The following is a 13,342-nucleotide window of genomic DNA, read 5'->3' as shown; positions in this document are numbered from 1 at the left end:
TCAAAATCGCCAATCTTTGTAGAGTTACACGTGCGATCTCTCCTCCGTCGAGATGACAAAACTATGTGTAAACTTTAGTTTATAGACAAAGTTTGAAACTTGAAACAAAAAAACCTGAAACAAATTTTAAAGAAAATGCAGTTTTTCCTCTTCCAAATCTAAATGCAAAATATGCTTGCGTACAATTTCTTCATCAATTCGGTGATCTTTGTTTTTATCTGTAAGCCATTGTCTTTGCAGGTTTAATATTTCTCTGTAAACTTTTTTGGCTTCTTCGGTCATTAAAATATCTTCGTTGTTAGAAACACTTGCATCTTCCCATTTTACAGCGAGTTGCTGCAATACTTTTTCAGTTTCAAGATGTTGGCTGTAGTTCGTTTTTAAATGATTCAGAGCCTGTTGAGAAAGCATTCGTCTTAACTTATTATACATTTCATCATCGGGCATAATAAAATCAGGATCCGGCATATTTAATTTTTTAATAAGCCATGGCAATGTTAATCCTTGTAAAAGCAATGTGGTCAATATAACAACAAAAGTGATGAAGAGAATCAAATTTCTTTGCGGAAACTCTGCTCCGCCCTGCGCATAAACGGGAATAGATAACGCCGCCGCCAACGATACAACACCTCGCATACCCGACCATCCAATAATTACAATTCCTTTGTAACCCGGATGTCTGGAATCTGCAACTGTTATAAAATTTCGGGCTATCAAAGTTACAATTACAGCCGCATAAGCTGATATTAACCTCGCAATGATCAAAACCAATGTAATCAAAAGACCATAACCAATCGCTGAGGAAAGACTCACATCTCCCAATCCTGAAGTAATTTCAGGCAAGTCGAGACCAATAAACATAAAAATTAATCCGTTGAGGATAAAGCAGAAACTTTCCCAGACATTAACACCGCGCAATCGCGATGTGCTGCTTAAAAACGAAAGCCGGTTATTCGATAATAATAATCCGCCACTTACAACTGCAAGAACACCAGAACTGTGAATTTCCTCGGCAACGAGATAAATAACATAAGGCGTTACGATAGAAAATACGATATCTATATTGGCATCTGTGGGCAAATATTTATGCAGTTTCATGAAAATAAAACCAATCGCTACGCCAACTCCAACTCCCGCAATTACCATCCAGCCAAAACTCGTTACAGCATTATACCAAACAAATTGTCCCGTACCTGCGGTTATTAGCGCAAAGCGAAAAATAATCAACGATGAGGCGTCATTCAACAAACTTTCGCCTTCTAAAATAGAAGACAGTCGGCGGGGTACTTTTACAAATTTCAAAATAGCGCCCACACTTACGGCATCAGGAGGTGAAACAATTCCGCCAAGCAAAAAACCTAATGCAAGTGAAAATCCCGGTATAAAATAATTCGAAAAAAGTGCAACAGAAAGTGCTGTAAAAAATACAACCAAAAAGGCAAAACTGGTTATAATACGTCGCCAGCGCCAGAGTTCTTTCCATGAGATTTTCCATGAAGCTTCATACAATAATGGCGGAAGGAATATGAAAAAAATAAGTTCGGGATCGATACGTAATTTTGGAATTCCGGGAATAAAACTAATAGCCAATCCTGCCAAAACCAATAAAACCGGATAAGCAACTTTTATTTTGTTGCTTGCCATAATCAGGAAAAGGATAACAATGACAATACCGATATAAAACGCGAGATTATCTAACATTTGAGAATTTTATTAAAAATTTATAAAGCTATAATCTTTTGAAATATCAATATTAGGAAATATTTTTTGGATAAAGTAATTTCAGTTTAGGAGTTTTAAAAATGAGTGTCACCCTGAGTGTCCCGAGGCTTCGGGAGAAGGCTTTTTACCTGGAGAGGGCTTCGACTCCGCTCAGCCTGACATCAAAACCGAACTTTATTTTATACTAACAGTTCCCGTTTTTAATCCTTTGGCTGTAGCCGATAAAATAACTTCGTCCGCATTTTCATCTTTCTGAATAATGATTTGTGCGTATCCGTTAAATAATTTTCGTTTCCATTGTTCTGCTGGTGTAATTACCTGAATAATGCCCGGATCGGTATTCATAACATCCCAATCTTTATTTTTTTGCAAAGGCGGCGCAATAATTTGAATTGTGTTTAAACCTTGTTTTAAAACAGCCGCATTCAAAATATATTTTTGATCATCTTCTGTACTTGCCGGAATTTTATTTCCGTTGACAAAAACGACTGCGTTTATTCCGATTTTTTTGTAAAAGAAAGTAACTGTGTTTGTTTTAATATTGTTTTTCAAATCAAACTTTCCGCGATACACATACGCAGGAGCTTGATTTTTATAATCTCTGTCTTTAAAAGCTTCTTTCCAGTTATTATCAGCTTCAACAGTAATTTGGTTAGGAATATTAGCCGAAGCCAATTTCTTCTCCTCAAAATTAATTATATCAACCAGCTCTGTGTTATCAATAAATTTATCCTTTTCTAACGATGTTGGGTTTCCATTTCCTATTCCAAGAATCTTTCCGCCTTTTATAGAAAAAGTCATTTCGTGATTTGCGGTTGGTACATGTGCGCCTTTTTCATCTGTTGTTTCAGCTGTAATAACCACAACATTTGCATTAGAAATGTTTTCTTTATCAACAGAAAGTTTGATGTTTTGAGCATTTTCTGTTGTTTTCTGAATATCCGAAAGTATCTTTTTACCATTTTTATAACCAACCGCTTCAAGCGTCCCCGGAACATATTTTACCTTCCATTCTAAATGTCCGTTTTGCTCCATTTTCTTTTTACCAAGACTTTCTTTATTCAGAAAAAGCTCTACTTCATCACAATTAGAATGTACCCAAACATCGATTTCTTTTCCTGTGCTCCAGTTCCAATGAGGCATAATATGCAAAACAGGTTCAGTTCCCCACCAGGATTTCAAATAGAAAACATTGTCTTTCGGGAAACCGCAAACATCCATCATCCCAAAATACGAAGTAACCGATGGCCAACCGTAAGGCGTTGGTTCACCGCGATAATCAAAACCTGTCCAGATAAACATTCCTGCTAAATATGGTCTTTCAGCATAAAATTTCCAGCCTTCTTCAATACTAAAAAAACTTGGGCGCGGTTTTTTATCGTAAGCACTTTGGTAATGTTTGGCGTCATCTGTAAAATAAACACCTCGTGTTGCAAAAGTCGAGCCTTCCTCTGTCCCCATTCCTGGCTGTTGTTTAAACTGGTTTCTGTGTGCATCAATATCGCCGTTGCCCATGTAATTATATCCCATAATTTCGACAACAGATGAAATTCCGCTTTTAAAACCGCTGCTAATTCCCACCGTTACAGGTCTTGTAGCATCGATACCTTTCGTAAATTCCTGCATCACATTCGTAATACGTTCGCCTACGATATTACCTTCAATATTCCATTCTTCATTTCCAACCGACCAGCAAAAAATACTCGGATGATTGCGATCGCGTTTTATCATGCGCTCCAAATCATTCAAATGATAATCATTAATTCCCATCAAACGGGTTTCATCAATAACCAGCATTCCCAGTTTATCGCAGGCTTCAAGAAGTTCCGGCGTTGGCGGATGATGCGAACAACGATACGCATTCGAACCCATTTCTTTCAGTTTTTTAATTCTGAAATACTGCAATTCATCCGGCAGCGCCGTTCCAATTCCTGCATGATCCTGATGATTGTTTGTTCCTTTTAGTTTTACCGATTTTCCGTTAAGGAAAAAACCTTTCTCGGCATCAAACTTTATGGTTCTAATTCCGAACGGAGTTTCATAACGGTCTATAATTTTTCCATCCTGCTTAATTTCGGTTATTAAACGATATAAATTCGGATTTTCAATATCCCATAATAATGGATTATTAACCGTTAATTTTGAAGTGTAATTTGTTGTTTTATAAAAATTTGGAGCAGTTCCGTTTTCAGAAACCGTTGCAATTTGTTTTCCCTGAGCATCCAAAATCGTCTGAACAATTTCGATTGCTCCTTTATAATTTCCTTTGTTTTCGATAGTAACTTCTGCTGAAACTTCTGCCTTGTTTTCTTTTATTTCAGAAGTTACATAAGTTCCGTTTTGCGCCACATGAAGCGGATTAGTTTTCTTCAAATAAACATGTCTGTAAATTCCCGCACCTTCATAAAACCAGCCTTCTTCCATTGAGGCATCAACACGCACGACAATCGTATTTTCTCCTCCATAATTCACATAAGCCGTTACATCATATTCAAATCCGTTGTAACCACTTTCTTCTGTTCCAAGGAAATAACCGTTGAAAAACACTTTCGAATTTCTAAAAACGCCGTCAAATTTTAGCGAAATAATTTTGCCTTTATCACTTTCCGGAATACTGATTTTTTTTCGGTACCATCCAATGCTTTTTTCAGGAAAACCTTTTCCCGCAGTTTTAAAACCATGACTAAAACTCGCTTTTTCGCTAAAGGATTGTTCAACCGCCCAGTCGTGCGGAAGATCTAGTTTTCTCCATGCCCTATCATCAAAATTGCTTGATGCGGGACCGTCTCCAAATCCCGTTTTGGTTAAGTAGGAAAAATATCCCGTTGCATGACCAAAATCTTTCCCGGTATCAAATAAATGTCCAAATGAAAATCGCCAATCTTTATCGATCAGGGTTAAATCTCTTTCTGATTTATTTTGTGCCGAAGCAGAATAGAAAATCAAAAAAATAAAACAGAACAGAATTCCTTTTGAAAAAATAGCTTTCATAAAAACGTGGTTAACGGATAATGGTTGTAAAATAGCGATAAAAATATTGTTTTTAATTTGATTAAAATAATAGTATTTTATCAAATCATGCTTATTTGTACTGAAATGCCCCCTGAGAATTAGGGTTTAAAAATTTAGAATCATTCTACTAGCAGTTTTTGAGTCAAATTTGTTCTTTTGGCGTAATTTTAGATAGAAATTCAACAAAAATAGTAGTACCATGAGTGTTATTAAAGATGAAGATACGCTTCTTAGCACTATTAAGCGTATAGACCATGAAATTGACAAACTTAATGATCAAAAAATAATCGCTTTTTTTGAGCATCTCGGGCTGACCGAACGTGACGATGTGCCTAAAAATTATCTGGATTTTGAAACCATTCTTATCGTTGTTCCCAACCGACATATTTCGCATCAATTAAAATATTTTAAATATTCAATCGCAAGACTTTCTTTCGTTACCAATCCGTATGCGAAAAATATTCACGTTTATGATTTTAAAGAATGGGATAGCGTGACCCGAAATAAAACACAATTTCAGGTAAGAGAAATGCTAAAAACCAATTTTGGAGGCGTTAGAAGTATTATTGATGGGCTGAATTAATTTAAAGCAATATAAAAAATGAAGTGGATCACACGCGAAAGGCCAAAGATTGACAGAATTGCTTGTCCATGGCTGATTCAAAAATTTGTTGATCCTGAAGCTGATTTTTTTTATGTTCCTTTTAATGAAGTTATTACCAAAGCAAAAGAATTAAACGCAATTCCTTTTGATATTCCTGATGTCGAATTTACGCATTATAATGAAGAATGCACTTTTGATTACATCATTAAGAAATATCAAATTAAGGATCCTGCGGTTTTAATTATGGCAAAAATTGTTCGTGGCGCCGATACAGACCGACATGAAATTGCAAAAGAATCAGCTGGCCTTTGGGCAATTTCGGCCGGACTTTCTCATAATATCACAGACGATTTAGAATTGCTAAAAAACGGAATGATTCTCTACGATGCCCTTTACAGTTGGGCTACGCATCTTTACAAACAAAATCATCTGCAAAATAGCCCTTTTGAAAATTTGCTTCATGAAGTCTATAATAAATTTTTAAGCGAAAAAAAAGCAGGTAAAAAAACGCCTTCCTGGGTTAAAGATTTAAAAGAAATAATTCAGGATCAAATCGACGCACAGTTTACTTTCGATCTTAAAAAAATATCAAATGATTTAGAACTCAATCCTTCTTATTTATCGCGGGAATTTTCTAAATACTTTGAAGATTTAAATTTTGGCGAATATGTTCGAAAATTAAGAATCGAAAAAGCCATAAATCTTATTCAGAATTCAACTTACACGCTAACTGAAATCGCTTACATGACAGGCTTTTCAGATCAAAGCCATTTTACGAGAATATTCAAATTACATACAGGGAAAAATCCTTCTTCGTATAGAAAAAATGCACTAAAAAGTAATTCAGAAGGAAAAGGTCAATAACATTGTACTTATCTTTTTATTTCAAAAACACTTATAAACTTTTTTTCTAACTTTTGTCTCTTCCGCTCTTCATACCATCTCGAATAGAAAGCCAAAAAAAGTAAAAACAAATTCACAATTGTAGACGCTCGTCTTAGTCCTCTTGCGAAAAAGAGAAAAAATATATTAATGGCCACAATCAAAATTATTGGAGAATAGTGTGACCAAAATTGCTGGTATTTATTGCCCGATTCAACAATATAATCTACTTCTACTCCATTATTACCATTCTTGTAGTTTCCTTTCACAATAAAAAAAGTTGATGATTTTAATGAATTTATAGTTAAACTAAAACTGTTGTCATCAAAAAATCCATAAAAAGGCTTTACTGCACCAGATAAAGGAAAAACTCTAACCTGCCCCAATGCTGCTTTTGGAGAACCAATTTCTGTATTATCGGTCAATCTTCTACGAAATTCAGACAAACTGAGGTTTGATTGCATAAATTGATTTGTTTCTGGTTTTGTTTTGTTTCAGGATTTATTTTGTTTCAGGTTTTAGGAGAATCTTTGTCAAAGTTTTAAACTTTGACAAAGATCGGCAATTCATTCAAAATAAGTTTTTCTCCGTAAAGCGATTAAACCCGACAGGTTTTATCCCGAGGCTTCGGGACTGTCGGGTTTAACGTTCATCCGCTTTGTGTAAACTTTAGTTTATAGACAAAGTTTCGCAATCCAAAACTTGAACCTTGAAACCTAAAACAAAAAAACGCTACTGCCCTAAAATACTCTTCACCATTTCATTCAATGCATTTCCATGAATGTTTTTCGCAACGATAATTCCGTTTTTGTCAATTAAAAAATTTAGCGGAACAGATTGCAGCATATAATCGCCGACAACTGGTGAAGTCCAGTATTTTAAATCGCTTACTTGAGTCCATGGTAATTTTTGTTTAGCAATTGCAGCCAGCCAAAGCGGTTTTTTAGTATCCATTGATACGCTGTAAATCGAAAATTTCCCCTGATAAGTGTTGTATAATTTTATCAATTCAGGATGTTCTTTCGTACAAGGCCCGCACCAAGATGCCCAGAAATCAACCAAAACCAAATCTCCTCTTAAAGAAGAAAGTACAACGTTGTTTCCTTTTGGATCCGGAAGATCTATTTCTGGCGCGATATCTCCAACATCAGTTCCAACAACCTGAGCTTTTGAGTTTGATATAACACACAATAAGAATCCTAAAATAAGTAAAGTTTTTTTCATAGTAATTATAGATAAGTTTGGGGTATCTCTTTATTTCATTAATCTCCAAAAGTCTCCATTTTTTTGTCATTTCGACGTAAGGAGAAATCTCCGCAAGTAACTCCGCAACGAGAATCCAATCTTTGTCGAGCTCCTTACGGAGATTTCTCCTTACGTCGAAATGACAATATTGTGTATAAACTTTGCGACCTTCCGACTTTGCGAGATTAATCTACAAACAAATATAAATACTTCTTCATAAATCCTCCTATCTTCTTAAAATTATCCTAAAAAAAAATATTTAAATTGGTATATCGGGAAAAGTCGATATATTTGCACCATGGAAAATATAGAAATCTTTAAAGCATTATCTAATAAGTCCAGATTGCAAATGCTGGAATGGTTAAAAGAACCCGAAATTAACTTTCCGGATCAGCTTCAGCACGCCGGATTTGAACACGGAGTTTGTGTAGGACAAATTCAGGCCAAAGCGGGCCTGACGCAATCAACAGTTTCAGAATACCTGTCTATTTTACAGCGCGCCGGATTTATAGAATCCAAACGCGTAGGACAATGGACCTATTATAAACGTAACGAAGGTGCCTTTGAAGCACTCAGTAAATTAATTCAATCTAATTTGTAAATTACTATGAGTACAAACAACCTGTTTTCTCCATTTAACTTAAAAACGTTAAATCTTAAAAACCGAATCGTAATGGCGCCAATGACGCGCTCATTTTCTCCAAACGGAATTCCAACTGATGAAGTAGCCGCTTATTATCAAAAAAGAGCTGAAGGTGAAGTTGGTCTAATATTATCTGAAGGGACTGTAATCGACAGACCTTCATCATCTAACGATGGAAATGTACCTCATTTTTATGGTGAAGCTTTAAACGGCTGGGAAAAAGTAATTAAAGAAGTTCACGCTGCAGGCGGTGCAATGGGGCCACAAATCTGGCATATGGGAATTATGGATAATCACCATTCAGGATGGGTTCCGCCAGTTCCTTTTGAAGGTCCGTCTGGGTTAAACCGACCAGATTTCAGCAACGGAAACACGATGACTGAAAAAGATATCGAAGATACTATTATTGCTTTTGGTAAAGCTGCCGCTGATGCTAAAAGATTAGGTTTTGATACAATCGAAATTCACGGTGCGCACGGTTATTTAATCGATCAGTTTTTTAGAGCTGAAACTAATTTACGTACTGATATTTACGGTGGAAAAACATTGCCGGAACGTAATCGTTTTGCTATTGAAGTGGTAAAAGAAATCAGAAAACAAGTTGGAAATGACTTCGCTGTTATCATGCGTTTTTCTCAATTTAAACCTTCTGATTATAATTATAAACTGGCTAAAAATCCACAGGAATTAGAAGCGTGGCTTAATCCTCTTGTTGATGCCGGAGTAGATATTTTACATTGTTCTCAACGTCGTTTCTGGGAACCTGAATTCGAAGATTCTGATTTGAACTTTGCAGGATGGGCTAAAAAAGTAACAGGCGCACCAACAATTACTGTAGGTTCTGTTGGTCTTTCTGGAGATTTCTTCGGTGCTTTTGCAGGAGAAAGTTCTGAGCCAACTTCTTTGGAAGAATTAAACAGACGTTTCGACCGTGGCGATTTTGATTTAGTTGCTGTGGGAAGACCATTATTATCTGATCCTAATTGGGTTGCCAAAATCAAAGCCGGAAAAACAGATCAATTGAAAGGTTTCAGTAAAGAAGCTTTAGGAGCATTGGTTCTTGAATAAGTTTTTTTTTAAAAGGTTCAAAGATGCAAAGGTTCAAAAGGACAAAGTTTTCCTTTGAACCTTTGTTGTTGTTTTACATTTACAATTGTAGAGACGCACAGCAGTGCGTCTACGCAACGTATATCCATAAAGAAAATAGACAAAAAAGGGATGAAACATATAAAAATGTTTCATCCCTTTTTTAAAATCATCATCTTCATCATTTACATTCTTTGTCGATATCCTGTGCGTAGATACACTACTGTGTATCTCTACGATTTGGAATGTGTAAAATTTGATGTTTACTCTATTACCTTTGAGCCTTTGAGCCTTTGAGCCTTTGAGCCTTTGAGCCTCTGAACCTCTGAACCTTTTGTTACTTTGAACCTTTGCTCCTTCTAAGAAGCCAATTTCTAACCGGTTCATCATACAATTTCAAACATAAATACGCCATTACAATACTGGCAATCAAAACTCCAATTCCAACACCATAACCATCTGCAATTGAAACTTTATTATCTACAACCCAAGCCGTAAACCAATAAATTAGAGGATAATGTGTAATATAAATTGGATATGAAATATCACCTAAAAGTTTGCATATTTTAGTCGAAAAAGCATTTTTTATTTCTCCGCCCGCACCAATCGCAACAATAAGAGGGAAAACCAGAATAATACAAATAGATTCATATAAACCGTTCATCCATAAACTGTTTTCATCTCCAAATCTTGGTAAGGCAAGTACAATTGTGATTAAAATACTGCAAACCCAGAAAGCGCCTTTTATGTGAATTAGTTTTCCTAAACGGGAAAGCAAAATCCCTGCAAAAAACGGATACAATAAACGGGTGAAACCAACATTCATTTGTTCCAGATTTAACGACCATCCGCCAATTACATCACCTTTTGGTCCAAAAACGGTATAATTAATAAGTAATCCGGCAAATATCAGAACAAAAAAGCCTAAAACTTTATTGGAGAATTTACGGAAGATTAAGGCGTATAAAATATTCGCAATGTATTCGAAGAATAATGACCATGCAGGTCCATTCAAGGGATGCATTTCGCCCCAGCCTCTGATTTCTAATGATGGCGGAATTGGTAATAATGTAAACCCAATAACCATGGTCAGAATCACTTTCCAGATTTCCATTCCGGCAATCATCGGAAACAAAATATCCGAAGCCTGAAAATAATAAAAAATGGCTCCAATGATCATTCCCATAATTACCATGGGCTGTAAACGTATTAAACGTCGTTTGTAAAATTCCCATTGCGTCATTCTCGCCCAGCGATCGTCATACGCATAAGCGACAACAAATCCTGATAAGAGAAAAAAGAAATCAACGGCAAGATAACCGTGATTGATAATTTGTATAAAACGATTTCCGCCGCCAAAAGCTTCAAAAATATGGAAAGCAACAACTAAAATAGCCGCTACTCCACGTAAACCGTCTAAAATTTCATAATGTTTTTTGGGTTGAATATCAGTAGAAATAGAACTCATAAAAATGGTTAATTATTAATGGTTGATGGTTAGTTTTTTATTGAACTTATTTAACCGCAAAGTCCGCAAAGGTTTTTTACGCAAAGATAGCGATGGAAATTTTTGAAAAGATCTTTAAATGTTCGCAAAGCTTTATGTATAACTATATAATTTGATCTAATTTTCTAATTCGGCTTTAATTAAAACAATAAAGTGTTTATTTTTTTGAACCATTAAGAGATTAAGAAAAATTAAGTTTAAGCTCGTCGAACTTAATTCTCACCAGATAAATTTAAGCACAAAGCTTAATTAACTTAATATCTTAATGGTAAAAATTATTTTAACGTAAAATAATTTAAAAGCAAAGCCGCAATTTTTTACAATTGCAGCTTTACAACCAACCAATTTAGAAATAATGAAACTATTGAAGTGAGAATCCCACTTTAGATTTTATATCTGTTGAAGATGCACCAACGATTGCTTCAAAAGCGCCCGGTTCTGCAACCCAGTCGTGTTTTTTATCATCAAAAAAGCTCAAAGCCGTTTTATCAACTGTAAAAGTCACTGTTTTTTCTTCTCCCGCTTTAAGCGAAATTTTCTCAAAACCTTTTAATTCTTTTATCGGACGAACTAATGAAGATTTTAAATCACTGATATAAAGCTGAACAACTTCTGAACCTTCTCTTGAACCCGTATTTTTAACTTTTACAGAAAACGTAATTTTACCATCAGCAGAAACTTGTTTTTTATCAGCTGTCACTTTTCCGTATTCAAAAGTCGTGTAACTTAATCCGTGACCAAAAGAAAATAATGGTTTTGCTTTTTGCTTGTCGGCATAGCGATACCCTACAAAAATGCTTTCATTGTATTTAACTTCATCACCACCAGGAAATTCTCCTAAAGCGTGAGCACCATTGTCAGACAATTTTACAGGGAAAGTAAAAGTCAGTTTTCCAGATGGATTTACATCTCCAACTAAAACGGCTGCCAAAGCATTTCCTGCTTCTGTACCTAAAAACCAGCCTTGCACAATTCCCGGAACTTCTTTTACCCACGGCATTGCCACAGCATTTCCTGAAATATTTACAAAAACTATATTTTTATTTACTTTCGCCAACTCGCTGATTAATTTATCCTGACCATAAGAAAGTTCTAATCCTTTACGGTCGTGGCCTTCTGCATCCTGATTGTCGCTTTTGTTTAAACCTCCAATAAAAAGCACAATATCAGCATCTTTAGCCACTTTTAAAGCTTCTGCAGTTAGTTCAGCAGCAGAACGTTTGTCTTCTAAACTTACTTTTGCAATAACACCGTTATAATTACTTGTCGGATCTCCCACATAACCACGAGCGTATACGATTTCAGCCTGATTACCTATTCTTTTCTTTAATCCTTCAAGTGGTGTGATTTCATATCTTGCTTTCAATGAAGAACTTCCTCCACCAACTGTCATCATTTTAATGGCATTTTCACCAATTACAGCAATTTTTTTAGTTTTAGCAAGATTGATTGGCAAAATATTATTGTTATTTTGAAGTAATACAATTCCTTCTTCAGCAATTTTCAAACCTGCTTTTGCATGTTCTTCTGTTCCAAAAGATCCAAAAGGTCTGTTTTTATTCATCGTTGTTAAAAAAGATAAACGTAAAATACGGCTTACTTTCTCATCTAATTCTTTCGTTCCAACTTCGCCTCTGGCAATCATAATCGAATATGGTTTTGCCAAAAAGTAGTTGTCATAAGCATTGCTTGTTCCCCATGAAAGTCCGTTTGTCCAGGAGCCAAATTCCATATCCAAACCGTTATGAATCGCTTGTTTGGTATCATTAACGCCACCCCAATCTGAAACTACAACACCTTTGAAACCCCATTCTCCACGAAGAATATCGTTTAACAAAAATTCGTTGTGGCAACATTGCTGTCCTTTATATTTATTGTAGGATCCCATAATCGCCCAGGCATCGCCTTCTTGTACTGCAGCTTTAAAAGCCGGAAGATAAATTTCGTATAACGCTCTGTCGTCCACAATTACGTTTACTGAGTTACGATTGGTTTCCTGATTGTTTAAGGCAAAATGTTTTACACAAGCCGCAACTCCGTTTGACTGAACTCCTTTAATATAAGGAACCACCATTTTTGAAGTCAGGAAAGGATCTTCACCCATATATTCGAAATTACGACCGTTCAATGGTGTTCTGTAAATATTAACTCCGGGTCCTAATAGTACATTTTTGTTACGGTAACGTGCTTCTTCACCAATTGATTTTCCGTATAAAGAAGCCATTTCTTTGTTCCAGGTTGCAGAAAGCGCTGTAAGAGCAGGAAATGCAATGCAAGAGTCGTTTGTCCAGCCTGCCTGATCCCATTCGTCCCATTTAACTTCGGTACGAATTCCGTGTGGTCCGTCGGTCATCCAGTTTTCCGGAATTCCCAAACGCGGAACACCCGGCGAACTAAATTTAGATTGTGCGTGAATCATGGCAATTTTTTCGTCGGTTGTCATTTTTGAAAGTGCATCTGCGACACGCTCTTCAATCGACTTTTTATCATCAAGATAAACCGGAATTTTGTTTTGGGCATTTATCCCAATCGAAGCCAACAAAAGTAAAACAACAATTGTTTTAACGTTTTTAAACATAACTATAATTTATTAAAGCATTAATTTATATATAAGATAGCTTTGTGTCAAAAGTACCCTATA

General features: G+C 35.7%; 10 protein-coding genes. 4 read left to right on the top strand and 6 right to left on the bottom strand.

Annotated elements, in window-relative coordinates; translation table 11 throughout:
- Nucleotides 1-126: 126 nt before the first annotated feature.
- Together AC4FQ3_RS00635 and galA are read right to left on the bottom strand one after the other, a co-directional pair.
- Entirely contained in the window at nt 127-1,701 is a 1,575-nt protein-coding gene (locus AC4FQ3_RS00635) for a Na+/H+ antiporter (RefSeq protein WP_042564431.1), read from the bottom strand.
- Nucleotides 1,702-1,896: 195 nt separating this feature from the next.
- Nucleotides 1,897-4,713: a beta-galactosidase GalA gene (gene galA, locus AC4FQ3_RS00630; protein WP_491180472.1), complete on the bottom strand. Its 2,817-nt coding sequence runs from the start codon at nt 4,711-4,713 to the stop codon at nt 1,897-1,899.
- A 220-nt stretch (nt 4,714-4,933) separates the two neighbouring features.
- Here galA and AC4FQ3_RS00625 point away from each other — a divergent pair, with 220 nt between their 5' ends.
- Nucleotides 4,934-5,317, top strand: coding sequence for a hypothetical protein (locus AC4FQ3_RS00625; protein WP_042564429.1), 384 nt, complete (start codon nt 4,934-4,936; stop codon nt 5,315-5,317).
- Between the two features lie 18 nt (nt 5,318-5,335).
- On the top strand, nt 5,336-6,202 hold the full coding sequence (locus tag AC4FQ3_RS00620; RefSeq protein ID WP_491180471.1) for a chromate resistance protein ChrB domain-containing protein: 867 nt from the start codon (nt 5,336-5,338) through the stop codon (nt 6,200-6,202).
- An 8-nt stretch (nt 6,203-6,210) separates the two neighbouring features.
- Here the strand turns inward: AC4FQ3_RS00620 and AC4FQ3_RS00615 are convergent, their stop codons facing one another.
- Nucleotides 6,211-6,684, bottom strand: a complete 474-nt coding sequence (locus tag AC4FQ3_RS00615) for a hypothetical protein (RefSeq protein ID WP_491180470.1) — start codon at nt 6,682-6,684, stop codon at nt 6,211-6,213.
- A 268-nt stretch (nt 6,685-6,952) separates the two neighbouring features.
- The gene (locus AC4FQ3_RS00610; protein WP_491180469.1) at nt 6,953-7,444 is read right to left on the bottom strand and encodes a TlpA family protein disulfide reductase; all 492 of its coding nucleotides are present in this window, start codon (nt 7,442-7,444) and stop codon (nt 6,953-6,955) included.
- A gap of 319 nt (nt 7,445-7,763) precedes the next feature.
- On the opposite strand from AC4FQ3_RS00610, the gene AC4FQ3_RS00605 reads away from it, so the two are divergent.
- Together AC4FQ3_RS00605 and AC4FQ3_RS00600 are read left to right on the top strand one after the other, a co-directional pair.
- On the top strand, nt 7,764-8,066 hold the full coding sequence (locus AC4FQ3_RS00605) for an ArsR/SmtB family transcription factor (protein WP_041518777.1): 303 nt from the start codon (nt 7,764-7,766) through the stop codon (nt 8,064-8,066).
- A gap of 6 nt (nt 8,067-8,072) precedes the next feature.
- The gene (locus AC4FQ3_RS00600) at nt 8,073-9,176 is read left to right on the top strand and encodes an NADH:flavin oxidoreductase (protein ID WP_042564425.1); all 1,104 of its coding nucleotides are present in this window, start codon (nt 8,073-8,075) and stop codon (nt 9,174-9,176) included.
- A 355-nt stretch (nt 9,177-9,531) separates the two neighbouring features.
- Here the strand turns inward: AC4FQ3_RS00600 and AC4FQ3_RS00595 are convergent, their stop codons facing one another.
- Nucleotides 9,532-10,662, bottom strand: coding sequence for an acyltransferase family protein (locus tag AC4FQ3_RS00595; protein ID WP_491180468.1), 1,131 nt, complete (start codon nt 10,660-10,662; stop codon nt 9,532-9,534).
- 400 nt (nt 10,663-11,062) lie between these two features.
- Nucleotides 11,063-13,279 carry a glycoside hydrolase family 3 C-terminal domain-containing protein gene (locus AC4FQ3_RS00590; protein WP_491180467.1) on the bottom strand — a complete coding sequence of 739 codons (2,217 nt, stop codon included), beginning with the start codon at nt 13,277-13,279 and terminating at the stop codon, nt 11,063-11,065.
- Between the last annotated feature and the right edge of the window lie 63 nt (nt 13,280-13,342).

This window comes from Flavobacterium sp. AK-345 (assembly GCF_058310175.1).
This window is presented reverse-complemented; position numbering and strand designations above follow the sequence as displayed.

What these genes read in the sequence shown, in the direction of transcription:
- AC4FQ3_RS00605 (WP_041518777.1), top strand. Translation starts at nt 7,764, where the DNA reads ATGGAAAATATAGAAATCTTTAAAGCATTATCTAATAAGTCCAGATTG.
- AC4FQ3_RS00625 (WP_042564429.1), top strand. Translation starts at nt 4,934, where the DNA reads ATGAGTGTTATTAAAGATGAAGATACGCTTCTTAGCACTATTAAGCGT.
- AC4FQ3_RS00590 (WP_491180467.1), bottom strand. Translation starts at nt 13,279, where the DNA reads ATGTTTAAAAACGTTAAAACAATTGTTGTTTTACTTTTGTTGGCTTCG.
- galA (WP_491180472.1), bottom strand. Translation starts at nt 4,713, where the DNA reads ATGAAAGCTATTTTTTCAAAAGGAATTCTGTTCTGTTTTATTTTTTTG.
- AC4FQ3_RS00610 (WP_491180469.1), bottom strand. Translation starts at nt 7,444, where the DNA reads ATGAAAAAAACTTTACTTATTTTAGGATTCTTATTGTGTGTTATATCA.
- AC4FQ3_RS00600 (WP_042564425.1), top strand. Translation starts at nt 8,073, where the DNA reads ATGAGTACAAACAACCTGTTTTCTCCATTTAACTTAAAAACGTTAAAT.
- AC4FQ3_RS00615 (WP_491180470.1), bottom strand. Translation starts at nt 6,684, where the DNA reads ATGCAATCAAACCTCAGTTTGTCTGAATTTCGTAGAAGATTGACCGAT.
- AC4FQ3_RS00635 (WP_042564431.1), bottom strand. Translation starts at nt 1,701, where the DNA reads ATGTTAGATAATCTCGCGTTTTATATCGGTATTGTCATTGTTATCCTT.
- AC4FQ3_RS00595 (WP_491180468.1), bottom strand. Translation starts at nt 10,662, where the DNA reads ATGAGTTCTATTTCTACTGATATTCAACCCAAAAAACATTATGAAATT.
- AC4FQ3_RS00620 (WP_491180471.1), top strand. Translation starts at nt 5,336, where the DNA reads ATGAAGTGGATCACACGCGAAAGGCCAAAGATTGACAGAATTGCTTGT.